General features: G+C 44.6%; 25 protein-coding genes, 1 tRNA gene and 1 other RNA gene. 17 read left to right on the forward strand and 10 right to left on the reverse strand.

Annotated elements, in window-relative coordinates; all coding sequences use genetic code 11:
• Positions 1–182: 182 nt before the first annotated feature.
• Positions 183–267: transfer RNA gene (locus F0228_RS18545), tRNA-Tyr, on the reverse strand.
• A 549-nt stretch (positions 268–816) separates the two neighbouring features.
• On the opposite strand from F0228_RS18545, the gene F0228_RS18550 reads away from it, so the two are divergent.
• Entirely contained in the window at positions 817–1,893 is a 1,077-nt protein-coding gene (locus F0228_RS18550; protein ID WP_171762620.1) for an efflux RND transporter periplasmic adaptor subunit, read from the forward strand.
• Positions 1,893–5,006 carry a vibriobactin export RND transporter permease subunit VexH gene (vexH, locus tag F0228_RS18555; protein ID WP_171762621.1) on the forward strand — a complete coding sequence of 1,038 codons (3,114 nt, stop codon included), beginning with the start codon at positions 1,893–1,895 and terminating at the stop codon, positions 5,004–5,006. Before F0228_RS18550 ends, vexH begins: the two co-directional genes overlap by 1 nt.
• A 100-nt stretch (positions 5,007–5,106) precedes the next feature.
• On the opposite strand, the gene F0228_RS18560 is transcribed toward vexH, so the two are convergent.
• Positions 5,107–5,700, reverse strand: a complete 594-nt coding sequence (locus F0228_RS18560) for a thioredoxin domain-containing protein (protein WP_171762622.1) — start codon at positions 5,698–5,700, stop codon at positions 5,107–5,109.
• A gap of 127 nt (positions 5,701–5,827) precedes the next feature.
• On the opposite strand from F0228_RS18560, the gene F0228_RS18565 reads away from it, so the two are divergent.
• On the forward strand, positions 5,828–6,148 hold the full coding sequence (locus tag F0228_RS18565) for a DUF1244 domain-containing protein (protein WP_004736423.1): 321 nt from the start codon (positions 5,828–5,830) through the stop codon (positions 6,146–6,148).
• A gap of 85 nt (positions 6,149–6,233) precedes the next feature.
• On the opposite strand, the gene F0228_RS18570 is transcribed toward F0228_RS18565, so the two are convergent.
• Positions 6,234–7,301: a PLP-dependent cysteine synthase family protein gene (locus tag F0228_RS18570; protein ID WP_061031884.1), complete on the reverse strand. Its 1,068-nt coding sequence runs from the start codon at positions 7,299–7,301 to the stop codon at positions 6,234–6,236.
• A gap of 147 nt (positions 7,302–7,448) precedes the next feature.
• Between F0228_RS18570 and F0228_RS18575 the strand changes: the two genes are divergently transcribed.
• Complete coding sequence (locus F0228_RS18575; protein WP_004739953.1) at positions 7,449–7,904, forward strand: Lrp/AsnC family transcriptional regulator; 456 nt, start codon at positions 7,449–7,451, stop codon at positions 7,902–7,904.
• Positions 7,905–7,966: 62 nt separating this feature from the next.
• Positions 7,967–8,632: a hypothetical protein gene (locus F0228_RS18580; protein ID WP_171762623.1), complete on the forward strand. Its 666-nt coding sequence runs from the start codon at positions 7,967–7,969 to the stop codon at positions 8,630–8,632.
• A 120-nt stretch (positions 8,633–8,752) separates the two neighbouring features.
• Here the strand turns inward: F0228_RS18580 and tesB are convergent, their stop codons facing one another.
• Complete coding sequence (tesB, locus tag F0228_RS18585) at positions 8,753–9,613, reverse strand: acyl-CoA thioesterase II (protein ID WP_171762624.1); 861 nt, start codon at positions 9,611–9,613, stop codon at positions 8,753–8,755.
• A 168-nt stretch (positions 9,614–9,781) separates the two neighbouring features.
• Between tesB and F0228_RS18590 the strand changes: the two genes are divergently transcribed.
• Positions 9,782–10,222 (forward strand): YbaY family lipoprotein, encoded by a 441-nt coding sequence (locus F0228_RS18590; RefSeq protein WP_171762625.1) that lies wholly within the window; start codon positions 9,782–9,784, stop codon positions 10,220–10,222.
• A gap of 75 nt (positions 10,223–10,297) precedes the next feature.
• Here the strand turns inward: F0228_RS18590 and F0228_RS18595 are convergent, their stop codons facing one another.
• Positions 10,298–10,600 carry an MGMT family protein gene (locus tag F0228_RS18595; RefSeq protein WP_061031881.1) on the reverse strand — a complete coding sequence of 101 codons (303 nt, stop codon included), beginning with the start codon at positions 10,598–10,600 and terminating at the stop codon, positions 10,298–10,300.
• A 51-nt stretch (positions 10,601–10,651) separates the two neighbouring features.
• Here F0228_RS18595 and F0228_RS18600 point away from each other — a divergent pair, with 51 nt between their 5' ends.
• Both F0228_RS18600 and ffs read left to right on the forward strand, forming a co-directional pair.
• On the forward strand, positions 10,652–11,395 hold the full coding sequence (locus F0228_RS18600; RefSeq protein WP_105059196.1) for a hypothetical protein: 744 nt from the start codon (positions 10,652–10,654) through the stop codon (positions 11,393–11,395).
• Positions 11,396–11,606: 211 nt separating this feature from the next.
• Positions 11,607–11,703, forward strand: an RNA gene (ffs, locus tag F0228_RS18605) — signal recognition particle sRNA small type.
• 88 nt (positions 11,704–11,791) lie between these two features.
• On the opposite strand, the gene F0228_RS18610 is transcribed toward ffs, so the two are convergent.
• The 4 genes from F0228_RS18610 to F0228_RS18625 form a co-directional block, all read right to left on the reverse strand.
• On the reverse strand, positions 11,792–12,043 hold the full coding sequence (locus tag F0228_RS18610; RefSeq protein WP_017105442.1) for a GlsB/YeaQ/YmgE family stress response membrane protein: 252 nt from the start codon (positions 12,041–12,043) through the stop codon (positions 11,792–11,794).
• Between the two features lie 93 nt (positions 12,044–12,136).
• Positions 12,137–13,864, reverse strand: coding sequence for a transporter (locus F0228_RS18615; protein ID WP_061031917.1), 1,728 nt, complete (start codon positions 13,862–13,864; stop codon positions 12,137–12,139).
• A 74-nt stretch (positions 13,865–13,938) separates the two neighbouring features.
• Positions 13,939–15,333: a glutamate decarboxylase gene (locus F0228_RS18620; protein WP_061031879.1), complete on the reverse strand. Its 1,395-nt coding sequence runs from the start codon at positions 15,331–15,333 to the stop codon at positions 13,939–13,941.
• 328 nt (positions 15,334–15,661) lie between these two features.
• On the reverse strand, positions 15,662–16,000 hold the full coding sequence (locus tag F0228_RS18625; RefSeq protein WP_017065233.1) for a hypothetical protein: 339 nt from the start codon (positions 15,998–16,000) through the stop codon (positions 15,662–15,664).
• A gap of 247 nt (positions 16,001–16,247) precedes the next feature.
• On the opposite strand from F0228_RS18625, the gene F0228_RS18630 reads away from it, so the two are divergent.
• The 5 genes from F0228_RS18630 to F0228_RS18650 all read left to right on the forward strand — a co-directional run bounded on the left by F0228_RS18630 (position 16,248) and on the right by F0228_RS18650 (position 19,461).
• Positions 16,248–17,081, forward strand: a complete 834-nt coding sequence (locus tag F0228_RS18630; protein WP_004739967.1) for an AraC family transcriptional regulator — start codon at positions 16,248–16,250, stop codon at positions 17,079–17,081.
• Positions 17,082–17,185: 104 nt separating this feature from the next.
• The gene (locus F0228_RS18635) at positions 17,186–17,914 is read left to right on the forward strand and encodes an AzlC family ABC transporter permease (protein ID WP_171762626.1); all 729 of its coding nucleotides are present in this window, start codon (positions 17,186–17,188) and stop codon (positions 17,912–17,914) included.
• A 2-nt stretch (positions 17,915–17,916) separates the two neighbouring features.
• A complete protein-coding gene (locus F0228_RS18640) occupies positions 17,917–18,246 on the forward strand; it encodes an AzlD domain-containing protein (RefSeq protein WP_171368837.1) in 330 nt (109 codons plus the stop codon).
• A gap of 46 nt (positions 18,247–18,292) precedes the next feature.
• Positions 18,293–18,598 (forward strand): NIPSNAP family protein, encoded by a 306-nt coding sequence (locus F0228_RS18645; RefSeq protein ID WP_116870221.1) that lies wholly within the window; start codon positions 18,293–18,295, stop codon positions 18,596–18,598.
• Between the two features lie 80 nt (positions 18,599–18,678).
• Positions 18,679–19,461, forward strand: coding sequence for a ribonuclease H family protein (locus F0228_RS18650; protein ID WP_171762627.1), 783 nt, complete (start codon positions 18,679–18,681; stop codon positions 19,459–19,461).
• Positions 19,462–19,563: 102 nt separating this feature from the next.
• On the opposite strand, the gene F0228_RS18655 is transcribed toward F0228_RS18650, so the two are convergent.
• Positions 19,564–20,709 carry a glycosyltransferase family 4 protein gene (locus tag F0228_RS18655; protein ID WP_171762628.1) on the reverse strand — a complete coding sequence of 382 codons (1,146 nt, stop codon included), beginning with the start codon at positions 20,707–20,709 and terminating at the stop codon, positions 19,564–19,566.
• Positions 20,710–20,995: 286 nt separating this feature from the next.
• On the opposite strand from F0228_RS18655, the gene F0228_RS18660 reads away from it, so the two are divergent.
• The 4 genes from F0228_RS18660 (at position 20,996) to F0228_RS18675 (ending at position 24,509) form a co-directional block, all read left to right on the forward strand.
• Positions 20,996–21,922 carry a glycosyltransferase gene (locus tag F0228_RS18660; RefSeq protein ID WP_171762629.1) on the forward strand — a complete coding sequence of 309 codons (927 nt, stop codon included), beginning with the start codon at positions 20,996–20,998 and terminating at the stop codon, positions 21,920–21,922.
• Between the two features lie 16 nt (positions 21,923–21,938).
• Positions 21,939–23,375: an oligosaccharide flippase family protein gene (locus F0228_RS18665; protein ID WP_171762630.1), complete on the forward strand. Its 1,437-nt coding sequence runs from the start codon at positions 21,939–21,941 to the stop codon at positions 23,373–23,375.
• 74 nt (positions 23,376–23,449) lie between these two features.
• Positions 23,450–23,767, forward strand: a complete 318-nt coding sequence (locus tag F0228_RS18670) for a hypothetical protein (protein ID WP_128161475.1) — start codon at positions 23,450–23,452, stop codon at positions 23,765–23,767.
• Positions 23,768–23,894: 127 nt separating this feature from the next.
• Complete coding sequence (locus F0228_RS18675; protein WP_171762631.1) at positions 23,895–24,509, forward strand: LysE family translocator; 615 nt, start codon at positions 23,895–23,897, stop codon at positions 24,507–24,509.
• Positions 24,510–24,515: the final 6 nt, after the last annotated feature.

Genomic DNA, 24,515 nt, shown 5'->3' on the forward strand with positions numbered 1-24,515 from the left:
AGGGAGACGGATTCGAACCATCGAAGGCAGTGCCGGCAGATTTACAGTCTGCTCCCTTTGGCCACTCGGGAACCCCTCCAGGGTGTGTCTTACTTTTCACAAAGTAAGCCTAAATTGATGTTTTCCCATAAGCCCATCAATCAGGTTGTTCTCTTAACTCTTAAAGGAGATAAGAAGAAATATGGTGGAGGGAGACGGATTCGAACCATCGAAGGCAGTGCCGGCAGATTTACAGTCTGCTCCCTTTGGCCACTCGGGAACCCCTCCAGGGTGTTTTTCCTAACTCATAATGGATAGGCTAAAGAGATGTTTTTCCCAACGCATCTCTCAAGTGCGGAGCGCATCATAGCAAACACGTTAAACCTGTAAAGAGTTTTTCTTATGGTTTTGTGTTGAATGCTGCCTTTTTGGGCAAAGATGGCGAAAAGTACGCATATTGCTCGGGAAGTGAACATCTGTACTAAGGTTTACGTATTAATAGGTAACACCTTGAGGTAACTGGCTTTCTGTACGGTGTTTGATTTGTGTAATTCGCTAAGAAACGTAAATGGAATTTAACCTAGATTTACACTTCTTGACGTTACAGCATTCATCAGTTGATAGAATACGGTTAATTTCATTTATAGATAATAATACCAATCGTAGTAAATAACATGTCATCCTAGCTTGTTAAAAAGCTCGATAACGGCGTTAGAATTTTTGATTGTAGAATAACTACTTATCGAAAACTCTTCCTTGTTCTCAAGCCTTTTTCCTGCGCTATTTCTGACCGTTTACTTATTGTGATTGGTACAAACTTACTTGCAGACCATTATTATGAAGCATAAATCTGTTTTAACCCTGCTTAGCTTGTCTATTCTTATGGCGTCTCCAGCCGTACTTGCAAAGCGCATGGGCCCTAGCACTGTCACTGTTGTTACTGAGCAGGTCGATATTCACCAAGTTAGCCAATCTCTTTCGTTGGTCGGTAAGTTAGAAGCCGAGCAATCTGTAATGATCACCTCTGAAGTGGCTGGCAGAGTGGACTCTATCAACATCAAAGCTAATCAAGATGTCACTAAAGGGCAGATGTTGATTCAATTAGATGACGACAAAGCAAAAGCTGCAGTAGCAGAAGCGCAGGCGTACCTAAAAGATGAGCAACGTAAGCTAGCGGAATTTCAACGCCTAGTGAAACGTAACGCGATTACGCAAACTGAAATTGATGCTCAGAAAACCAATGTAGAGATCGCTAATGCTCGTTTAGCCGCTGCAAATGCTAACCTGAAAGATCTGCACATCAGCGCGCCATTCTCGGGTACTGTTGGTTTTATCGACTTTAGCCGTGGCAAAATGGTAACTGCAGGTACTGAACTGGTAACCCTTGATGACCTGTCAGTAATGCAGTTAGACCTTCAGATCCCGGAGCGATACCTTTCTAAACTATCTAAAGGTATGAAAGTAACAGCTCGCACCAGCGCATGGGGTGATACTCAGTTTACTGGCACAGTCGTCGGTATTGATTCTCGTATTAACGCTGAAACTTTGAACCTTCGAGTTCGAATTCACTTCGACAACAATAATGATTATCTAAAGCCGGGCATGTTAGTGGCCGCTGATATGGACTTCCCGCCAGTAGAAGCTCCTATTATTCCAGTTCAAGCGCTTGAGTACTCAGGTACGAAGCGTTTCGTTTATGTTATCGATGAAGATAATAAAGCAACTCGTACAGAAGTCTTCCTTGGGGCACGTATTGATAACGAAGTCGTGATCGACAAAGGTATCGAGATTGGTCAGAAGATCGTAGTGCAAGGGATCGTAAATATGCGTGATGGCGTGTTGGTTCAAGAGCTCGCTGTTAATCATCCAGCTGATGCATTGAGCGATAACAAAGCACAAGAAGGCGCTAACTAATGTTGTTATCTGATGTTTCTGTAAAGAGACCAGTAGCGGCTGTCGTATTGAGCCTACTATTGGTTGTGTTTGGTATTGTCTCTTTCAATAAGCTCGCGGTTCGTGAGATGCCAGACATTGAAAGCCCGGTGGTATCGATCAGTACTCGCTATGAAGGTGCGTCCGCCACCATTATTGAAAGCCAAATAACCTCCAATCTTGAAGACCAGTTATCCGGCATCAGTGGTATCGATGAGATCGAATCCACAACACGTAACGGTATGTCGCGTATCACGATTACTTTTGAGCTTGGTTACGACCTTAATACCGGCGTTAGTGACGTTCGTGATGCTGTAGCTCGTGCGCAGCGTTCATTGCCCGATGAAGCCGACGACCCGATTGTTTATAAGAACAACGGTAGTGGTGAAGCCTCGGTCTACATCAACTTAAGCTCGACTGAGATGGACCGAACGCAGTTAACCGACTACACAGAACGTGTGTTGATCGACCGCTTTAGTTTGATTTCTGGTGTGAGCTCGGTGGATATCTCCGGTGGCTTGTACAAAGTAATGTACGTCAAGCTGAAACCAGCTCAGATGGCGGGTCGCGGTGTTACTACCTCGGACATCACTTCTGCGTTGAACAATGAGAACATTGAAAGCCCGGGTGGTGAAGTGCGTAACGATGCGATTGTTATGTCGGTTCGTACCGCTCGTTCTTACACTGAAGCGAAAGACTTCGAATACCTAGTCGTTAAACGTGCTTCTGATAACACACCTATCTACTTGAAAGACGTAGCGGATGTTTACATTGGCGCAGAAAACGAGAACTCGACCTTTAAGAGTGACGGCGTTGTTAACGTCAGTATGGGGATTGTGCCTCAGTCAGATGCGAACCCACTTGAGGTGGCTGACTTAGTCCATAAAGAAGTCGAAGCAATTCAAAAGTTCTTGCCAGATGGTACTCGCTTGGCTGTCGACTATGACTCGACCGTGTTCATCGACCGTTCAATCTCAGAAGTTTACAGCACACTCTTTATTACGGGTGGCTTGGTTATCCTTGTGCTTTACATCTTTATTGGTCAAGCACGTGCAACACTTATTCCAGCGGTAACTGTACCTGTATCTCTGATCTCGTCGTTTATTGCGGCGTACTACTTTGGCTTCTCTATTAACCTGATTACCTTGATGGCACTTATCCTGTCGATTGGTTTGGTGGTAGATGATGCGATTGTGGTGGTTGAGAACATTTTCCACCACATTGAACGTGGTGAGTCACCACTGCTTGCAGCCTATAAAGGTACGCGTGAAGTAGGATTTGCGGTAATCGCAACAACGCTTGTATTGGTTATGGTATTCCTACCAATCTCGTTCATGGACGGCATGGTTGGTCTGCTGTTTACCGAGTTCTCGGTATTGCTTGCTATGTCGGTGATCTTCTCGTCGCTAGTTGCATTGACGCTAACGCCAGTGCTAGGCAGTAAGATCCTAAAAGCGAACGTGAAACCAAACCGCTTTAATCTGTTTGTTGAACGTGTATTTGGTAAATTAGAGTCTGGATACCGCTCGGTATTACGCCGCGCGTTAAATTGGCGTTGGGCTGCTCCAATCATCATTATCGCATGTTTGGGTGGTAGCTATGGTTTGATGCAACAAGTGCCAGCGCAGCTTACTCCGCAAGAAGACCGTGGTGTTATCTTTGCGTTTGTTCGTGGCGCTGATGCAACCAGTTACAACCGCATGTCTGCCAACATGGACATTGTTGAAGAACGTCTAATGCCATTGCTTGGTCAAGGCTTCTTGAAGTCATTCAGTATTCAATCACCAGCATTCGGCGGTAATGCCGGCGACCAAACAGGTTTCGTCATCATGATCCTAGAAGATTGGAATGAACGTGACGTTACAGCACAAGAGGCGTTGAACGAAGTTCGTAAATCTTTGAATGGTATTCCCGATGTTCGTGTATTCCCGTTTATGCCTGGCTTTAAAGGCGGATCGAGCGAGCCTGTACAATTCGTTCTAGGTGGTTCGGATTACTCAGAACTGCAGAAGTGGGGTGAAATTCTTAAGCAAGCGGCTGAAGACTCACCAATGATGGAAGGTGCGGATATCGATTACTCTGAGAAAACGCCAGAGCTATTGGTTACTGTAGACAAGCAGCGTGCTGCAGAGCTAGGTGTGAGTGTTTCTGATATCTCAGATACCTTGGAAATCATGCTGGGCGGTCGCAGTGAAACGACCTTCGTTGAGCGCGGTCAGGAGTACGACGTTTACCTTCGTGGTGACGAAAACAGCTTTAACAACGCGAACGACCTAAGCCAAATCTACATGCGAACTCAATCTGGTGAGTTGGTGACATTAGATACGCTAACGCATATTGAAGAAGTTGCATCGTCGATCCGTTTATCACACTACAACAAGCAGAAATCGGTAACGATTAAAGCCAACCTTATGGAAGGTTACACACTGGGTGATGCGTTAGATTTCCTTGATCAGCAAGCGATTGAACAATTACCGGGTGATATCTCAGTGAGCTACTCTGGTGAGTCTAAAGACTTCAAAGAGAACCAATCGAGCATCTTAGTGGTGTTTGCATTAGCGATGTTGGTGGCGTACTTGGTACTGGCGGCGCAGTTCGAGAGCTTCATTAACCCGCTAGTGGTAATGTTCACTGTACCTATGGGTATCTTTGGTGGCTTCTTGGGCTTAGTGCTGATGAGTCAAGGGCTCAACGTGTACAGCCAGATTGGTATGATCATGTTGATCGGTATGGTAACCAAAAACGGTATCTTGATCGTTGAGTTTGCTAACCAACTGCGTGACCGCGGTATTGAGTTTGAAAAGGCGATCATTGATGCTTCAGCTCGACGTTTACGTCCAATCATGATGACGGCATTTACCACGCTAGCAGGTGCTATCCCATTGATTACCTCAACAGGTGCGGGTTACGAAAGCCGTGTGGCAGTGGGTACGGTTATCTTCTTCGGTATGGGCTTTGCGACTCTGGTAACTCTGTTCGTAATCCCTGCGATGTACCGACTGATTTCTGGCTCAACACGCTCTCCGGGTCACGTCGAAGCGGTGCTCAACAAAGAGCTAAGCCATGACAACATAGGTAGAACTAGCCACGGTTAATTTAGTGGTATAGATAAGTAATTGATGAAAGCCCGATAACTTACTTGTTGTCGGGCTTTTTTATTTGGTTTTCCGAATGGTGCCAGAAAAGAGTGAGACTCTATTGCTCGCTCAGGGATTGAATGGTTTCCAGCAGTTCTTCCATAGAGCGGTGGCCTCTTAGTTTCACCATATAGCGCCCATTAATAATAAAGCTCGGAATGCTGCTAATCGATGCTTGCTCGGTCTTAGTAACAGCATTTTCCATGAACTTAGCCCATTGCTGTTGTTGATCTTGAGTCATGTCTTTTTGCTTCAAAAGGTTGTGTTCTTTGAAAAAGGCATCGATATCCGTTTCTTGCAGCGGGTTTTTAGTTTGAACCAGCGAGAATAACTCACTCAAAAGTTCATGAGACAGATCAGGCTTTTGAGCCAACACGGTGTAGTAAATACCTGCAGCTTGTAAGGTCGAGTCGTTAAAAATCACGTGAGTACGATGCATTTTCAGTTCGTCAGAGCCTTCTTTACCTTTGAGTAACTCTGTCATCTGCCAACAAGGCATGCAGGTCAATGAAAAGAATTTGTCTACTTGATACTCGGTTGAATAAGGCTTTTCCAAAAGCGTGTATTGTTTTCCCTCTGATGGAGATGCAAAAGCTGTAGCGCTTATAATAAGAGAAACTAAAAGGATAAATACGTTTTGTAATCGTTTCATGGGAATTCCGGTTTATCTATGAATGTTTTGAAAAGCCTGCGTTTGCTCCTAGCGCAGTGCGGGCTTTTTTTGTATAACAATATCTGCTCAATACATTAAAAAATGAAAATTATTAAGGGACACTAAAGTGGCTGAATTTAAATACAAAGATCTTTCTCAAGAAGAACAAGACAAGCTGGATGCAGCAACCTTTCGTCGCCTATTAGCACACTTAGACAACAACAAAGATGTTCAGAATATTGATCTGATGATCTTGGCTGGCTTCTGTCGTAACTGCTTCAGTAAGTGGTACAAAGCCGAAGCTGAACAACAAGGTTTAGACCTTGATATTGATGATGCTCGTGAGCGTGTTTATGGCATGACTTACGATGAGTGGAAACAAAACCACCAACCAAAAGCAACACCAGAGCAACTGGCTGCTTTTGAAGCGAAGCAGAAGCCAGAATAGTCTTAGTTTGTCGTTAACCAAAGACATATAAAAAGAGCCCATCAAGGGCTCTTTTTATTTTGGACTCTTGTGTTTTGCTTGGTGCTTAAGCTAATTCACCCGTTTGAGAGAAAGCTTCTAATTTTGCAGCGTAAGGCTGAAGGTCACCAATGTTGTTGTTTACCCACTCGTCATTGAAGTAAGTGTCTAGGTAACGCTCGCCGCTATCACAAAGTAGAGTAACGATAGAGCCTTTCTCTCCACGCGCTTTCATCTCGCTTGCCAGTTGAAGCACACCGTACATGTTGGTACCCGTAGATGCGCCAACCTTACGGCCTAGAATGTCAGACAACCAGTGTGTCGTTGCGATGCTTGCTGCGTCTGGGATCTTACGCATTTCGTCAACCACACCTGGAATGAAGCTTGGTTCTGCACGAGGGCGACCAATACCTTCAATTTTGCTGAATGTGCTGCCTTTTACTTCTGTATTGCCTGTCTTGTAATACTCGTGGAAAACTGAGTTTTCAGGGTCAACGACACAAAGCTTAGTTTCATGCTGTTGGTAACGAATGAAACGGCCAATCGTTGCTGAAGTACCACCAGTACCAGGGCTCATTACAACCCAAGTTGGAACCGGATGATCTTCCATCTGCATTTGATTGAAAATCGAGTTTGCGATGTTGTTGTTACCACGCCAGTCGGTTGCGCGCTCAGCGTAAGTAAATTGGTCCATGTAATGGCCATTGAGTTCCGCTGCTAAACGACGAGACTCATCATAGATTTGGTCAGAGCGGTCAACTAGGTGTGCTTGGCCGCCGTAGAATTCAATCTGTTCGATCTTTTTCTTCGCCGTGCATTTTGGCATTACCGCGATAAACGGAAGACCAAGTAGGCGAGCGAAGTAAGCTTCAGATACTGCCGTGCTGCCAGACGACGATTCAATGATCGTGGTTTCTGGGCCAACCCAACCGTTACAGATAGCGTATAAGAACAGAGAACGCGCCAAACGGTGCTTCAAAGAGCCTGTTGGGTGTGTACTTTCATCTTTAAGGTAGATATCAATGCCTTCAATGCTTGGAAGGTCTAGTTTGATAAGGTGCGTATCCGCAGAGCGTTGGTAGTCCGCTTCAATTTTACGAATCGCGTTGTTAATCCATTGATGGTCAGTGCACATAAGCGTTCTCCTGATCGAGTGTAGGAATTTTTTGTAATTGGTATGGTTTTAATTTAGCTAGATCTGGAGAGAAAAACTTTGCCATATTTGCTTTATTTTGACTAAAATGTAGAAAATTATTCTATTTAAAAGCGATTTGGTGAAAGTGTGATAGATGCCGTAGATAAAAAAATATTAGCGTTATTACAAGAAGACAGCACCCTGTCATTGAACGATATTTCTGAAGCCGTCAACCTCACCACAACGCCTTGCTGGAAACGCTTAAAGCGTCTGGAAGAGAATGGCATCATTGAAAAAAGAGTGGCGCTGCTGAACCCAGAAAAGTTAGATCTTTCTTTTACCGCATTCGTATTGGTGAAGACCAGCGATCACTCTCATGAGTGGTATGGTCGTTTTGTGAATACTGTGTCGGAATTCCCAGAAGTCATGGAATTTTATCGTATGGCTGGCGAGTACGATTATATGATGAAGGTGCAGGTTAAAGACATGAAGTGCTTTGATGAGTTCTATAAGCGCTTGGTTAACAGTGTCGATGGTATATCAAACGTTACTTCTACGTTTGCGATGGAACCATTAAAGTACACCACCGCGCTACCGCTATAACCTTGTTAAAAATTGTGTTTCGAGTTTAGATATCGCCTCTGCGATGAAGAAAAGGATTATTCATGCTTGCAAAAGTTTCTACTGCTATTCAGCTCGTGTTAGCTATCGCCATTTTTTACCTTGGCTACACCATCTATTCCTTTACCAATAAAGTCGGTGAGATCGTCGATACCTATCCTCAGGTTATTGAGGACCTTTCTGTGCTCACTAAAGAGCTAAAAGTCGAAGAGTTTCTGATACTGGCGGAGCACGTCGACGAGTTGGCGCCACAGATGCTAAATACCGTTGAAGATGTAAGAAAGACGGTAGAGAAGGTGAACAAAACGGTCGCATCAGTCGACAGTAAAATTCCAGCTATATTAGACGAAGTGAAAAATGTTCGCGTTGAAGTCGAGCAGGTGAGAACCGATGTGATTCCGCCAACGCTGACCGAACTCAAGCGCTACCGTGTTGATGTGATGCCACCAATGCTGGCTGAAAGTAAGTCTTACCGCGAACAAACGATACCTGTGGTGATTGCCGAATCTGAAATGCTCAGAGCTGAAGTTCCTGGCATTTTAGCGCAGGCTAATTTTTTAGCCGATAAGAGTAAGGAGTTGGCTCAGGGCGCAGCTGAAGGTGCAGTAAAAGGAGTGGTGTTATCGCCATTTAATCTGCTGAGAGATGCGGGAGACGGCATTAAAACACGAGTACAAGGTGAGTTTGAGCCAGTAGAGCAGGGAAACTAGCGTTTAGTTCCTTTGGTTACTGAGTTGATATGGTGATGAGAAAGAGAAGAGGCTAAGTATGACACTAGCCTCTTTTTGTTTGGATCTAGCTTGTTTACGCAACTTAGAAATAATTCTTCGCTACTTAGTAAAGCGCATCACACCTTCTTGAACTGCTGTCGCGACTAGGTCACCTTTCTGGTTATAAATCTCACCGCGCACTAGGCCGCGAGTGTTCGCCGCCGTTGGGCTTTCAATCGCGTAAAGTAACCATTCATCCATTTTGAATGGGCGGTGGAACCAGATCGAGTGGTCAATCGTCGCCACTTGGAAGTTTGGCGTCATGATAGAAACTTCATGAGGATGAAGTGCCGTGACTAAGAACCCCCAATCTGATGCGTAAGCAAGCAGGTATTGGTGAATTAAGTGGTTGTCTGGCATCGCGCCATTTGCTCTTACCCAAAGGTACTGTTTCGCTTCCGTCTTCTTTGGGTTTAGTGGGTTAACCACCGTTACGGGGCGCATCTCAATGGGTTTTTCTCCACAGAAGGTTTTGCGCAGCTTTTCTGGGAGGAACTCCGCAATATGGCTCGCAAGCTCCGTTTCAGAGGCAAAGTTTTCCGGGCCTGGAATCTCCGGCATCGGATTTTGGTGTTCAAAGCCCGGTGCGTCACCGTGGTAAGAAGCCGTCAGGTAGAAAATAGGGCGGCCATTTTGAATCGCTTTCACACGGCGGGTACTAAAGCTGCGTCCATCTCTGAGATTTTCCACATCGTAAATAATCGGCTTTTCAGGATCACCGGGGAATAGAAAATAACTGTGGAACGAGTGAACACTACGGTCCTCTTCAACGGTATAACGAGCAGCTGAAAGCGCTTGCCCTAAGACCTGACCGCCATAAACTTGTGGAAGGCCGAGGTTTTCACTTTGCCCACGGAATAAACCTTCTTCCAGCTTCTCTAGCTGAAGTAAACTTAGTAATTCTTTTAAAGGTTGACTCATCGCCAGCATTCCTCTTCGTAAAATGAGTGTCAGATTATGGTGTTAATCATTTAGCTTAGTCAGATATCTGTCAATAAATCATAGGGTTTCAAGACAGAATATGAAAGCTCTCTTATAATTAGTCCGTAGATTTGCCGAGTCCGGCAAACATGTTGAGAGAAATTGAATATGAAAAAGGCTCTAATTCTTCTAACGTCTTTAGTATCGTTTGGCCTACTAGTGGGTTGCCAAACAACATCAGAAACGAACGCTTCGCAGGAAGTGGTTGCAGAGAATACTCAAGTGATTTCAGGAACAGTTAGCTACCGCGAAAGAATTGCATTACCAGAGAATGCATTGGTTACTGTAACGCTAGAAGATATTTCACTAGCAGATGCTCCATCAAAGGTTATCGCGACTCAAGAGTTCACAACCGATGGTAAGCAAGTGCCGTTTGCGTTCGAATTAGGCTACGACGACAACAAGATTCAGCCTAACCACCGTTACAACATGCGTGCAACTATCCATGTTGACGGCAAACTACGTTTCACAACAGATACCATCAAGTCTGTGATTACAGATGTAGAAAACACACAGTACGCTGACCTGCGCTTGGTCGGTGTTCGCTAATTAGAAATGGATGCTACTGTTAAGGCATCTTGATTGGCTTAATCTAGCCAGTTGAATCGGCGAATGATGGCAGCTTTAGGGCTGCCATTTGTATATTCTGAGTTTGACCTTTCCTGTGTCACTCACTTCAATCCCTTCTTCCAACAAATGCTTCTTTTGGCGATCAAACGAATCACCTTTCAAAGAGATTTCGCCTTTGCTGTTGATCACTCGATACCAAGGGAGTTTGCTGCCTTCAGGTAGATTACCCAATGCCTTTCCCACATGGCGCGCATAGCCCGGAAAACCTGAGAAACGTGCTATGTCTCCATAAGTTGTTACTTTTCCATATGGAATTTGGTGAATCACAGCAAAGATTTGGGCTAAAAATTGGTCCATACTAAATGTTCCTAGTTCATGAATACCACGGATCGGTAGAAGGAGAGAGCTATGGTCTTTTCAACGTTTCAATTTCTAATTACAACATTATTAGCCGTTGTGTGTGCGAGAGCAATCAGTTTAAGTGAGGGAGATATCCCAGTACTGGCGATGGTGATTCCTGCGTTATGGATCTTACCGCAGGGTGGTATCGCAGGTTTAGCTCTACTTGCTGCAATGACAACTTATGGCTTAACCCTTCCTCTACAGCCAATCACGCTCTCTGTTAGCGCGTGGGTGTTGTTCCCACTGTTAATGGTGGTTTTCTCAAGACGCAGTAGTTTGTCGGTAGTGATTATTTCGGGTTTGATCGTGACTACTTTGCAAGTCGGGATTATGGTCACGCAATCAGCAGGAAAGCTCGATGGCATGCCATGGATTACGGTCTTGCAGACCTTGTCTATTATGGTTATTTGGTGGGCTGCTAATCATCTTAAGCCCGCGAGTCGACACAGCTGGTGGTCATTAGGGTTAATCTTGCCCCTTTGGATTGCCGATTTACCTTATGCAGCGCTTGTGGCCTTGTGTGTGACGGGCATTATGGCGTCAATGGAAGCGATGACCAAGCTGAAAACCTTCCGCTGGAACAAGTTATTGTGTTGGACGCTACCAACTGCAGGCTTCGCAGCACTGGTTATTACACCGAGCATTGAAGTACCAAGTCCTGTATTTGTCGTTTGGCTATGCTTGTTAGGAACGGCATGGATGACGGACTACATCATTCGCACGGAAGATAACGAAGACATCGATATCTAGTGTCTGCTCAATCTAGATGATGTTGTACGAGAACTTCAAATCGCAGGTAAATGGTGAATTTACCTGCGATTTACTGGTGGTTTGAATAAAGGATAAGCACTTAGACCACAATTGCTCAAAAAGAAAGGGTAAGGGCTTGCAATGGCTGCCGGGATGCTTAATAATCCAATCACTCTTTGAGGTAAGCCTCTTAGAAAACGAATCTATGGGGGCCTGGTCCTCCCGCAACAATAGCTCGTGAACTCGGTCAGGTCCGGAAGGAAGCAGCCGCAGCGTGTGACTTGTGTGCCGGGATGTGGCTGGGTTCCCACCCCTTAAAAAAGCCGCTCTTAACGAGCGGCTTTTTGCTATCTGAAGCTTAATTTTATCTTGTTTATGACTAGAGGTGCGAAAATATCAGTTTTTGAGGAAACGGTTATAGACAAATAGCAACACAAATGCTCCAAGCGTTGCGGTTATAATACTACCGATGTTAATGCCGTCAGCACTGCCGAGGCCGATGAAGCTCCCTAAGAAACCACCAACAAAGGCACCAGCAATACCTAGAACCATGGTGGCGATCCATCCACCACCATCGTTGCCCGGCATTAGCCACTTAGCTAGCGCTCCTGCAATTAACCCAAGAATAATCCAAGATATAAACCCCATAACTTCTCCTTACTCATTATTGTGTTAGGTAAATGTCGTCACACATCCATGGTTAAGTTTAAATCATAGACCATGCATCAAAACTCAATTTAACTAACTGATCACCATTGCGATGTAACCTAATATCAGGACTAAAACTGAAGTTAATGCGTATGGCACGGGGTAGCCAATAGCTGGCATATCACTGTGGCTTGCATCTTGGGCTCCTTTCATTGCTGGGGTACTGTTTCTCCCTCCGGCACAGGCTCCCGCTAAAATAGCAGGGTTCATTTTGCGGAAGTACAATCCGTATAACCAAGCTAGCAGAGGTGGTACGAGTGCTGCAGTCACACCCAGTAACGCTATCTTGATGACAATGATGCCTTGGAAAGACGCCAATATTTTGGGGCCGACCGTTGCGGCTAATACCGCGACAAATAGGTTTAGACCAATGTCTTGTAGAAAGCTTCTTGCCCCTTCACTCATGGGGCCGCCAAAGCTCGGGTTACGAGTTCGTAAGAATGAGAAAACAATCCCGGTTAACATGCAACCAGCTGATGTGCCTAGGGCAAAAGGGATACCTGCAACGGTGACACTTAAATGTCCAAAGACATAACCAATCAACAAAGAAAGGGAGAGGTAGAAGGTTTCGGTGACCGTACTCTCTACAATTGGAACGCTATTGAGTTTGGATGCGGTTTGCTCTACGCACCATTGGGAGCCTGCAATACGCACAACATCGCCCACTTCGACCTTAGTTTGTGGGAGTAAAGGTTGCTGGTGACCTTGTCTGAAAACTGCTTTGAAGTAGACACCAAAGCCGATCTCCGCATGCAATTGCGCCATGGTTTTCCCCGCATACTCAGATTTACCAACGTGAATATCAGCCACTTCAATGTCGACATTTCTAGCTCGTGGATCATCGACTTCATTTCCGATATCAGCTTCACCTTCCGCAATCAAGATGCGATATTCTCCGCGAATGCCAATAACATCATTTAACTCAAGCGTTGGGTTATCGGAAGCATCAATGACTTGCTCACCTCGAACCACTTTAAGCACGGCCGCATCAGGGAATTTCTGATACAACTCTTGCACTGAACGGCCAACTAACTCTTGGTGTGTGACTTTATAGGCACGAACATCAATCGGTAGGACGCCCACGTCTGAAAAACCAAAGGTGCTTGGGAGTTTCTCGTTGTCATCGCCAGTTGAGAATTCCGCCTCTGCCTCTTTACCAGCTTTGACGGGGTCAATTCCAAAGAGAGAAGGGAGGTACTTAATGAACAAGATGATGAGGACGGTCGACAGGACATAGCTTATCGCGTAGCCCGCTGCGATATTGGCACTAACATGATCAATGCTCATCCCTTCAGGTGGAGTAAATGCGCCTGAGCTAATTGCTGACTGCGCTACGCCCATTACGGCGGTCACTGTGTAACTGCCAGAAATGATGCCCGCGGCATAGCCGGGCTCAAGGCCCATTAGCTTGGCGCCGATGACAACAATCGCAAAATTGCTGAACACGACAATTAAACCAATGACGACGAAGTCGATCCCTCCTCTGGCAAGACCGGAGAAAAATTGTGGCCCCACTTTCATCCCAATCGCGTACATGAACATCATTAAGAAGATATCTGAGACCAGACCCGGCTCTTCAATTTTTAGCCCATAAACCGAAAAGGAGGTCAGTGCTAAAGCAACCCCAACAACTAAAGTACCAGCGGTTGTTCCTAGGCTCACTCCCTTGAATGTGAGTCGACCAAGCGGGTAACCAATTGCGAGTGATAGAAAGAGAAATACAAACGGATTTTCTGACAAGTAACTAAATAGAAAGGACATAATGTCACCTGCTAACTTGTTGATATAAGGGCAAGGAACCATGAAGGTTCCTTGCTTTCAGTGAGATGGGACGATTAACCGTGATTAAAGTTACTCGACTCGTCAGCGTCGCTACCATTGACGACAGGGTGTTTGTCAAAGAAGTCTACGCAGTGTTGTAAATCGGAAATCAAAAGATCCGCCATGTCTCGGCTAAATCCATGTCGAACCAAAATACGCATGATCACTAGATCTTCGCGTTCGGCAGGCATCGCATAAGCCGCAATTTGCCAGCCACGAGATCGAATGCGATCAGAAAGATCGTAGAGATTGAAGCCTGGTTTTGCGCCATCTTTTATTGACCAACTCAGTGCAGGGATACCACCATGTCCATCATAGATGATGTGGAACATACCCATTTTTTCGACTTCTTTGGCAAGGTAACGAGCGGTGTCATAACAAGCGTCATGGATCTTACGATAGCCCTCTTTACCAAGACGCAAGAAGTTATAATATTGAGCAACGATTTGACCACCAGGGCGAGAAAAATTGAGTGCAAAGGTGGGCATGTTTCCACCGAGGTAGTTGACGTTAAAGATTAAGTCTTCATGTAGAGCATCGGCATCTCGCCAAACAACCCAACCAACGCCAAGTGGGGAAAGGCCAAACTTATGTCCAGAGGCATTGATGGACTTTACTCGTGGTAAACGGAAATCCCACACTAAATCTGGATCGCAGAATGGGGCAAGAAAGGCACCACTCGCACCATCAACGTGAATCGGAATATCTAGCCCGGTTTCTTCTTGTAGTTTATCTAACGCTTCATGTACTGCTTGTACTGGCTCATATTGGCAAGTGAAGGTCACGCCTAAAGTTGGGACAACACCAATCGTATTTTCGTCACAACGTTTGATTACTTCCTCTGGGGTCATGATCAGGCGGTCGCCTTGCATTGGGATTTCGCGAAGTTCAATGTCCCAGTAACGGGCAAATTTATGCCAACAAACCTGAACCGGGCCGCAGATAAGGTTAGGGCGGTCAGTTGGCTTGCCTTGCTTCTTCATTTTTTCACGCCATGCCCATTTAAGCGCCATACCGCCAAGCATTGCTGCTTCACTTGAGCCTGTTGTTGAGCACCCCATTGGATTCTCAGCGTTAGGTGCATGCCAAAGATCTGCAAGCATGTGTACACATCGAGATTCGATTTCTGCCGTTTGTGGGTATTCATCTTTATCGATCATGTTTTTGTCGATGCATTCATCCATTAATTTATGGACTTCGTCTTCGACCCATGTTTGACAGAATGTCGCAAGATTCTGACGCGAATTACCATCTAGCATTAATTCATCATGCACGACTTGGTAAGCATGATCGGGTGCATGCTCTTGCTCTGGAATTCGATACTTGGGCATAACAACAGAAAGATCTTTGGAAGAATAAACATCATCTAAGAGTGAACCACGGACAGTCGATTTTTTATGAAGAGGCATGGTAAATCCTTTATCTTATTGAATTTATGTTACTTATTACCATTGGTATATCAGTAAATAACAATGTGGGCAGCTAAGTGAACATAGCAGGATTTTATAAAAATTCCGCCTAAATAAGCGTGTTGTTGCTTATTTCACGTTGTTTTATCTTTTTTTGTGCACGGTAAAACAAATATTTCAAAAGTACACTGTGTGGTGAAAAAACGGAGTTGCCATGATGAGTTTTATATGCCGTTGATGCTTATTTTTTCGTATTTTAAGTTTGGATATATAATTTCGTTCACTGATTATAATTTGGTCATTTTACGATGTTGAATTTTTAATCCTCTTAATTCGCAGGCAACACCACTGCCGACGCTTCTTCTTCTGAATCTTCTTTGTCGTCTACTTGTTCAGCAACCCAATCAATTGTCTTGGTTAAATAAAGCTTATTGGTTTCTGTATCACACCAACGCTTTGATAGACCTCTGCGGTTAAATTCGCTGCCAATAGCGGCCAGTGTTTGATTACTCGGCCTTCCGTAATACAAGGTGTCGCACAGTTGTAGGTTCGACATCGATTGTGGGTATGTATTAACCGACGATGAGTTCATGCTTAGTGCTTTGGACTGATTATGCGTGCAACCCGTAAGGCTCAAGAAAAAGATCAATGCTAAGGCTTTCTTCATCATATCTCTGAACAGTTACTAATAATTGGCGGGGATTATGAGCATGATTAAGTCGTTGATTTGTCAATTCTTCGCTAACTGCTTAAAGAGCAAGATCTTGCTCGCAATTAGAGCACGTTATTGATCCGTTTAATTCCTAGGTCAAAAAATGTATTAACCGCCAAAAGCGCAATTTTGTACAAAAGCTAAAAGAGCCTATAGAGTAGACTGATAAGTCGCTCGATAATTAACAGGCTTGGGAATTGTTATGGAGAACAAGAAACGTTCTAAAGAAAAGGCCGAATATAAAGTCGCTGAGGAGCTCGGAGGCATTGAAATCCTTAATGCTGAGTACGAAAAGCAGAACTTCTCACGTCATAGTCATGAGGGTTACACGCTTGGGGTTATAGAGCAGGGCGCTCAACGTTTCTATCGCACAGGTGGTCATCATATCGCTCCCCAAGACGCTATTATTCTAGTCAATGCCGATGAGGTACATAGCGGTCATTCGGCAACGGAAGGCGGTTGGGCTTATCGTGCGATGTATCCGCTCCCAGAGCAACTGGCCAAAATTACTCAAGAACTTAACCTTCCTAATTATGGCGCCCCTTATTTCCCTAGGGCAGTCGTTGAAGACCCTGAACTCGCCAATCAATTGAGGCTGGTGTTTAATGCGATTGATGAATCGGATAATCGACTGCTCCGCGAAACCTTGATGTACGGGATGTTGGTTAAGCTGATTAGTCGACATGGCAAGTCGAGCCTTAAACCTCAGTTGGATAGTAAAACTCAGCGCCAACTTGTTCTGGTGAAAGAGTTTTTAGATGATTTTCCGCAGGCCGATGTCTCTTTGGAAGAGTTATCTAAATTGGCGGCCTTAAGTCCATTTCATTTAGTTCGATCATTTCAGAAAGAGTTTGGCCTTCCTCCTCATGCTTATCAGATCCAGTCTCGTTTGAGGCTGTCTCGCAAACTGTTGAAGCAAGGGCATACCATTTCAGATACTGCCCAAGAGTGTGGTTTTCACGACCAAAGCCATTTTCATCGACACTTTAAAAAGGCCAATGGCTACACACCGGGGCAATACATTAAGATGCTTTGAGCGTAGGCGAAAAATACGTTCGCTTAATCGAGCAAGTTTGTACAATCGAATCCACTCACGTGTTTTTACATTGAATAGCCAATGTGAAGAGAGAAAAGAACAATATGGATAATCAAAAGATGGATAGACGCACGCAGTTGTGGAAGGGCGTTTTAGCGGGAATGCCTCTGAGTATTGCCGTGATACCGTGGGGAATTTTAGCCGGCTCATACGCGATTGATGCTGGATTGAATCAACTGCAAGCACAAGCAATGTCAGCGATTTTGTTTGCTGGCTCGGCGCAACTGGTCGCCGCAGGTATGTTCAAAGCGGGCATTGGCCTTGGCACCATGTTGCTGACCACACTGTTCATCACCTCAAGGCACTTCTTATACAGTGTGTCGATGCGCGACAAAATCAGTCACCTTCCAGCACGTTGGCGTCTATTACTTGGTTTTTGGCTCACCGACGAGCTGTTTGCGATTTGTAGTGGGCAGTCTCAGCAAGAGTTTAATCGTTGGTACGCAGCGGGAGTGGGCGGCGGTTTTTATCTGGTTTGGAACATCGCGAGTTTCGTCGGCATTGTCGCTGGAAGCCAAATCCCGTCACTCAATGAAATCGGTCTCGATTTCGCGGTAGCCGCGACGTTTATCGCGTTGGTTTTTCCCTTAATACGAACATTGCCTGTTGTTGTGTGTGTGGTGGTTTCACTGGTCACTTCGGTTGCCATGTCGGTTAACAATATTGAGGGTGGGCTAATGATTGCAGCAATTGCTGGTATGTTGGCCGGCTTTTTTAGTGAGTCGTTTCAAGAGCGTAATAACGGCAAAAAGCCAGTCATGGAAGGGAAATAGAGATGATCTGGTTAACGATATTACTGATGACAGCGATTGTTTTCTTTAGTCGGTATCTGTTTCTTGAACCTGCTATTCCGCTTCGACTCAACCAAACGGCGCGACGTTTATTACGCTATTCAAGTCCAGCGGTGCTTACTGCGATCTGGGGGCCGATTGTGTTTGCTCCAGAGCAGACATTTTGGCCAAGTTTTGAAAACCCGTATTTAATCGGGGCGCTTGTGACAGGTTTGCTGATATGGAAAACAGGCAACGTGCTGCTAACCATTGGTGTCAGTATGGCTGTGTTTTTGTTCTACAACCTTGTGGCGATTGATTTCTTATTCTCTTGATGGCTAATCTAAATTTGGTGTGTTATTCAGTATTTGAGGGTGGTATATGATTACTTGTTATGTTCGATATGTAATTGATCCTAAAAAGATTAAGGAGTTTGAGACCTACGCAAAAATGTGGATTCCTTTGGTGGCTAAATTTGGCGGTCAGCACAATGGCTATTTTCTACCATCTGAAGGCGCGAACAATATTGCGATGGCACTGTTTTCATTTGATAGTTTAGCGGCTTATGAAGAGTATCGAACCTTATCTTTGAAAGACCCGGAGTGTATTCGAGCCTTTGAATATGCGGATGAAGTTGATTGTATTGTCAGTTATGAGCGCAGCTTCTTTCGCCCCGTTTTTGAGTGATTGACCTTGCAACACGTGGCTCGGTGACTTCTAATGTATTGATTCACAGTTTGTGTCGTTAGGTTTGGTAAGGAGTTAATTTGGCTAAGAAATATTATGTGGTTTGGAAAGGTCGTAAACCAGGTATCTTTACCACTTGGAATGAGTGTAAAGCGCAAGTCGATGGTTTTGCGGGCGCGAGATATAAATCGTTTCCAACACTGGGAGAAGCTGAATCAGCCTTTGGTGGTAGTTCGTCTTTTGCGACTAAGTCTACCTCAGGTTCTAAGTCTGCATTTCCGAAGTCCAGTGGTGCAAACAAGTCAAAGACTCCACCTCTTTCTCAGCAGCAAATTACTGACATGCCATTTGATATTAAAATCTTTACTGATGGTGCATGCGAGCCTAACCCAGGCGAAGCGGGAACGGGTTTAGCGGTTTATTTGAATAATGATCTCACTGAGCTATGGTATGGCTTGTACCAACCGATGGGGACTAATAATACTGCTGAGCTACAAGGTTTAGAACAGGCCTTTATTCTCGCGAAAGAGAAGCTGAAAGCTGGGCTGTCTGTGGCGATTTATAGCGACTCAAAATATTCGATAGACTGCATTACTAAGTGGGCATCAGGCTGGGAGAAAAAGGGCTGGACTAAATCTGGTGGTGAGATAAAAAACCTCGATATCATTAAAGCTGCTTATGCCCTTTATCAAGAGCTCGCTTCTAAAATTACTATCTACCACGTAAACGGTCACGTCGGTATTGAGGGCAATGAGCTTGCTGACCGAATGTCCATTGTGGCGATCTCTTCGAAAGAGCAAGATTTGAGTCGTTACACCGAAACGGATGATCTTGCAGAGATCTTAGCATTGCGCGCAGGTTAACAAGAGCTGCTCGTGAGAGCACGACCTGTCTGAAGCGTTACCGCTTTGAGCAATGTAACGCTTTGTTTTAGCTTCTATTCTACTCGACCGCCTTAGCAAGTACTAAGCGGGGTTCTCTATCCAGTTAGACAACTGCTGGGCTTGCTTGAGGGAGTTAAACATAGTCTCAACTCGTGCTCTGGCTCTCATCCCCATTTCTGCTCTCTCGTCACTGCTTAGCTGAGCCAGTCGCTCGATGGTTTCTCTTAACTCATCAACGCTTTTCTCATTGACTAAAAAGCCAGTCTCTGGAGTGACAATCTCCTTGCAGCCCATGATGTTTGTGGTGACCACGGGTACGCCAACCGCCATGGCCTCTTTCAGAACTAAGGGGCCGGTATCGACGCAGCCTGTTTCTGAAAAACAGAACGGCGCTACTAAAGTGTCGTACTTGGGCAAATTCTTTTTCACCCATTCGTGTGTTTGAGCCCCGTGGAAAGTAACGTTTCGGGTAAGTTCCTGATGCTCTACTTGCATCTTGAGTTGAGATTCTAAGTCGCCAGTTCCGATGATATCTAAATGAATATTGAGCGGTTGTGCAATGGGAGCTAGTGCATCGATCAAGTGATGCACGCCTTTTTGTTCGACAAGTCGTCCGAGGAACACTAAACGCAAGAGCCTAGTCTCACTTTTGACCTGCTGTTTAAACTGCTTGGTGTTCACACCACAGTGCAACAATTTAACGTTGCCTTTCGCCATGTTGTTGAAGTCGTTAAGCATGTCTTTGCACACAGCGACCACGAAATCACTTGAAGATATTTTGTGTTCGATGTCATAAGCAAACTCGTAAACATCATGCCCATGAGCGACAAATGAGCAGGTAATGTTAAGCAGCTTGGCAGCGACAATAGCATGTGCAGTAGTGTGTTGGCAGAAGTGCGCATGTACGTGGTCAATGTCTTTTTCTGCCAGTTGTAAAGCTAGCTTAAACCCATACCCGAAAAGAGACTTCTTGGGCATGCTGTTTTGTCTTGAGACAAATGACAGTGCTTTGACAAATCCTAGCCAATTAATGTGGGTTATTTTGCCCATACGAACATCTTGGCCGATTTTAACAATGTCGTAGTCGAACGATTTTTCGCTGCTTTCAATTTTGAATGTCATTACGCAGACGTCGTGTCCACAAGCTTTCACGGATTCCACTTCCGTTTGGATAAAAGTTTCGCTAAGTACCGGGTATGTCGGCGCAACGAACGCTACTTTCTTCATTTTTCTCTCCCTTGACGAAGGTCACTACAGCTAACTAAGCAAGATGCGAACCAAGATTAAAGCTCTTTTGGGAGAGGCTTTTTGATGCTTTTCTTAATCTTATACGACGGTTAACCCTGTTTTTCTCAAAATGGAAATCAATTTCGAATTGAGCATGCTTCAATGCTATTTGTCATTTTGCAAAAGGGCACATAGGTGGCTGATATGAAAGCGACCCAGTAGGTCATGGAATACGGCACAGAACATGCAATACAAGTGTACAACGTACAAATGTGAGAGCGTCATTATGGCTAAAGTAAGTGTTGTTATCCCTACCTACAACTGTTTGGACTATCTACCAAAGGCCATTGGTAGCGTGCTTAAGCAGACCCATCAAGATATCGAATTGATCATTATCGATGATAATAGCAATGATGGAACCTCGACTTATCTCGCATCGATTCAAGACCACCGGATCGTTAAGTTATCAGCCTTGGGAGTAGGGGCACCACAAGCAAGAAACCTGGGTATAGAGAAAGCAACAGGGGAGTTTATCGCCTTTTTAGACGCAGATGATTTTTGGTTCCCTGAAAAAATTGATCGCCAACTCGAGTTCCACCAACGATACCCTGAAATGGCAATGAGTTTCACTAACTACGAGCACCTAACAGAAGACTATGAAGTCATCGTTGATTGCTTTAGCTATTGGTCGCAATTTCAAAATCGAGAAGAGCAGTTCATCAACATCGATAACCCACTAGAGTTCATCATTGAAAACAATGTGATTGGTACGTCAACCGTCATGGTGAAAGCCGATGTGTTTTCGCAAACCGATAGCTTTAATGCAGACATCAAGTATGGTGAAGATTGGGAGTTGTGGCTTCGAATGAGCGAAAACCATCAGATTGGTGTGTTGAACTCTGTTGAGGTGGGTTACTTAATGAGAGCAACATCTGTGACTCAAACTGAAGAGCTCAAGCTCAGAAACCTAGCTTCTATAGAGACCATTCTTCAGCGTTATCAAAACAACAGCCAGCGATGGAATTTATCTCAGTCTAGTTTTAAAGTTGCAAAGGCCAGAATATTAGAGGGCTATGCAGACTATTATCGAGGTTTACAACAGAATAGACAGGCTATTGTCTACAGTTTCCGCTCTTTGGTGATGGCTCCTCAAAAACGTACATTGCGACATTTGATAGGTGACTGTAAGAGTTTCCTAAAGCCTGCATGGTAAGGGATCGGTGACTCGTATGGGTTCGTTAAAACAGTCAGCCTATTACGCTATTGGCATATTGATGATGAAAGGGATTTCTTTGGTGATGATCCCTTACATTACTCACAAAATGACGTTGGCAGAATATGGATCATTAGAAGCGATCGTCTTACTGGCGGACATCGGTACGATCCTGTTTAGTTTCGGTATTGTTGAATCGATGTATCGTTACGTTGGCGTCGCGGAAGGCGATGAAAAGCGAAAGCTGATATCTAACTGCTTCACGCTTAGCCTAGTGGTGTGTTTACTTGGTGGCGTGCTTATTGCGCTCAGCATGCCTCTGTTGCTGCTGACGTTGCCTGTTGAATTCAAACCTTATCAGATCGTTCTTCTACTCATTCCTACGATGCTCGACGGGGCAATATCCATTCCGCTTACTTTGATGCGCATGAACGCAATGGCAAAGCGTTTTTGCCAACTCAACGTATTGAAAGCCAGTATTCAGGCGATTATGACGTTTGTACTGCTTGAAGCGGGTTATGGCATTGATGGCGTGCTGATTTCTGCTGCTGCTTCCAGTGTACTATTGATGCTGTGTCTCGTTAGCTATCAATGGCAACAGATGGGCAGCTTAGGTTGTTTTCAATATTCAGCAAAGATCTTGAAATTTGGGTTACCAACCTTGGTTGGCGGCGCCTCTATTTATATGATCACCGGGCTAGATCGCTGGGTGATGGCAAGTTTTGTTGGAGTAGAGGAGCTGGCTATTTATGCGGTTAGTGGTAAGTTTGCGTTAATTCTAGGATTGCTACTGCAACCTTACGCGCTTTGGTGGTTTCCAAACCGAGTCGCCATGCTTCAGCAACCTGGCGGTAGCAAGATGTGTGCAGACAGAGCCTTAATCGGAGTTAACCTAGCCATAGTGTTAGGGGGCTTGATGATCTTAACTGTCCCTGGCTTCATTTCTCTTATCTTACCAAGCAGTTATCATCAGGCTGGGGTTATAGTTGTCGCATTGCTGGCTATCGCTGTTATTAAAAGTGCAGGCGACTACCTCAATTTAGGCTGTTTCAGCGGTAACTCAAGTCAATCTCAGATGTGGATACAAGGCGGCTGTGCGGTATTGGCAGCAATTGGTTATTTTACCATTACCCCAATATACGGAGTGTGGGGCGTGATAGCGGTTCTGTGTGCTATTTATACTTTGAGGCTACTGGTTCTGTATTTTGTTAGCCAATCGATGGAGCGTTTGCCTTATGATCATCGTAGATGGATAACTGCACTCAGCATTGCCATTGTCGCTATTGCTGGTGACCGTGTTCTAGGACTTTTCCTGGTCGATGTCCATGAGTTTGTTTTAGGAACCGTTGTTGCATTGATTACGCTGGTGGCCTTTGTGAAATATTCGGTGATCGTTATTCCACAGGCTCTACTTGATAAGCTCATACCGGAAAAACAGTCACACGCCAACTAAATAAAACACTGTTCATTATTGACTAAATTAGATAGTATTTATAAGTTAAATGAATGCTTACTATGGAAAGATATATGAATAAGTGGATTGTACTTTCAGCGTTTTGCTCAACTCTGTCTTATGCTTCTACTGAGCTTGTTAACCAAGATTTATTGTCTCACCATTTTAATGCCCCAGAGCCCCCATCTTTGAAAAAGCAACACAGCGTTTGTAACAGCCTTGTCTGTAATTCAATATCAGAACCACAATTAGTTTCTTCTGCGGGGGATTTTCCTGAACGCGAATCGAACCCAACAATAGATACGATAACCAGCGCAATCTACTTTGTGGGTGAAATGGGCGTTGCTGAAAACCTATCAACTCCGGAATATGAAAAATTCTTTGAGAATTAGTTGAAAGTGAGGATGGCCGACCAGTATCTCTTTTTATTGCTTGCTAAAAAGATAAACTTTAATTATGAAGGGACATTTTAACTTTAATGATTCAATTGCCTTGGCATATTGAAACTAGGACATACCAATGGAAATATGGAAGTTGCTGCTGTTTATTCCAGCGTGCTTTGCGCTGAACATGACGCCTGGCCCAAATAATCTTTTGTCTATGAATAATGCCCGTTGCTATGGCTTTAAAGCTGCATTTATCGCAGGGTTAGGCAGAATCGTTGCTTTCTCTGGCATGATTGCGTTGGCGGCGTCTGGCTTGGCCGTCGTTCTTTATACTTCTGAGACCTTGTTCTTTTTTATCAAGCTGTTTGGCGCAATGTATCTATTGTGGATCGCGTTTAATTTATGGCGTTCTCAAGCTAGCCCTATCGTAGGCATCGAACGCAATAAAAACTGGTTTGGTCTAGTTAAACAAGAGTTCGCCCTTGCAGCTGGTAACCCCAAAGCGATACTTATCTTTACCGCATTTCTGCCTCAATTCGTTGATGTTTCAGCCAATGTAAACACACAGTTCTTCATTCTAGGTGGCACATTCCTAGTGTTAGAGCTACTCGCGATATCTATCTACGCTGCCTTTGGTTTATACCTCAGAAACTGGTTCTCCAAGCCGCAAATGGCTAAGCGTTTCAACAAAGCGTGCTCGGTTTTTCTTGCTCTATCCGGTGCCAATCTGCTGGTGAGCCGACAGTAGCTCTCG

It is taken from the genome of Vibrio sp. 99K-1, assembly GCF_013114585.1.
In the GTDB taxonomy this organism is placed as follows: Bacteria; Pseudomonadota; Gammaproteobacteria; order Enterobacterales; family Vibrionaceae; genus Vibrio; species Vibrio chagasii_B.

Excerpts from the sequence above, each read along its gene's own strand:
- F0228_RS18550 (WP_171762620.1), top strand. The coding sequence starts at position 817 with ATGAAGCATAAATCTGTTTTAACCCTGCTTAGCTTGTCTATTCTTATG.
- vexH (WP_171762621.1), top strand. The coding sequence starts at position 1,893 with ATGTTGTTATCTGATGTTTCTGTAAAGAGACCAGTAGCGGCTGTCGTA.
- F0228_RS18560 (WP_171762622.1), bottom strand. The coding sequence starts at position 5,700 with ATGAAACGATTACAAAACGTATTTATCCTTTTAGTTTCTCTTATTATA.
- F0228_RS18570 (WP_061031884.1), bottom strand. The coding sequence starts at position 7,301 with ATGTGCACTGACCATCAATGGATTAACAACGCGATTCGTAAAATTGAA.
- F0228_RS18580 (WP_171762623.1), top strand. The coding sequence starts at position 7,967 with ATGCTTGCAAAAGTTTCTACTGCTATTCAGCTCGTGTTAGCTATCGCC.
- tesB (WP_171762624.1), bottom strand. The coding sequence starts at position 9,613 with ATGAGTCAACCTTTAAAAGAATTACTAAGTTTACTTCAGCTAGAGAAG.
- F0228_RS18590 (WP_171762625.1), top strand. The coding sequence starts at position 9,782 with ATGAAAAAGGCTCTAATTCTTCTAACGTCTTTAGTATCGTTTGGCCTA.
- F0228_RS18595 (WP_061031881.1), bottom strand. The coding sequence starts at position 10,600 with ATGGACCAATTTTTAGCCCAAATCTTTGCTGTGATTCACCAAATTCCA.
- F0228_RS18600 (WP_105059196.1), top strand. The coding sequence starts at position 10,652 with ATGGTCTTTTCAACGTTTCAATTTCTAATTACAACATTATTAGCCGTT.
- F0228_RS18610 (WP_017105442.1), bottom strand. The coding sequence starts at position 12,043 with ATGGGGTTTATATCTTGGATTATTCTTGGGTTAATTGCAGGAGCGCTA.
- F0228_RS18615 (WP_061031917.1), bottom strand. The coding sequence starts at position 13,864 with ATGTCCTTTCTATTTAGTTACTTGTCAGAAAATCCGTTTGTATTTCTC.
- F0228_RS18620 (WP_061031879.1), bottom strand. The coding sequence starts at position 15,333 with ATGCCTCTTCATAAAAAATCGACTGTCCGTGGTTCACTCTTAGATGAT.
- F0228_RS18625 (WP_017065233.1), bottom strand. The coding sequence starts at position 16,000 with ATGAAGAAAGCCTTAGCATTGATCTTTTTCTTGAGCCTTACGGGTTGC.
- F0228_RS18630 (WP_004739967.1), top strand. The coding sequence starts at position 16,248 with ATGGAGAACAAGAAACGTTCTAAAGAAAAGGCCGAATATAAAGTCGCT.
- F0228_RS18635 (WP_171762626.1), top strand. The coding sequence starts at position 17,186 with ATGGATAATCAAAAGATGGATAGACGCACGCAGTTGTGGAAGGGCGTT.
- F0228_RS18640 (WP_171368837.1), top strand. The coding sequence starts at position 17,917 with ATGATCTGGTTAACGATATTACTGATGACAGCGATTGTTTTCTTTAGT.
- F0228_RS18645 (WP_116870221.1), top strand. The coding sequence starts at position 18,293 with ATGATTACTTGTTATGTTCGATATGTAATTGATCCTAAAAAGATTAAG.
- F0228_RS18655 (WP_171762628.1), bottom strand. The coding sequence starts at position 20,709 with ATGAAGAAAGTAGCGTTCGTTGCGCCGACATACCCGGTACTTAGCGAA.
- F0228_RS18660 (WP_171762629.1), top strand. The coding sequence starts at position 20,996 with ATGGCTAAAGTAAGTGTTGTTATCCCTACCTACAACTGTTTGGACTAT.
- F0228_RS18665 (WP_171762630.1), top strand. The coding sequence starts at position 21,939 with ATGGGTTCGTTAAAACAGTCAGCCTATTACGCTATTGGCATATTGATG.
- F0228_RS18670 (WP_128161475.1), top strand. The coding sequence starts at position 23,450 with ATGAATAAGTGGATTGTACTTTCAGCGTTTTGCTCAACTCTGTCTTAT.
- F0228_RS18675 (WP_171762631.1), top strand. The coding sequence starts at position 23,895 with ATGGAAATATGGAAGTTGCTGCTGTTTATTCCAGCGTGCTTTGCGCTG.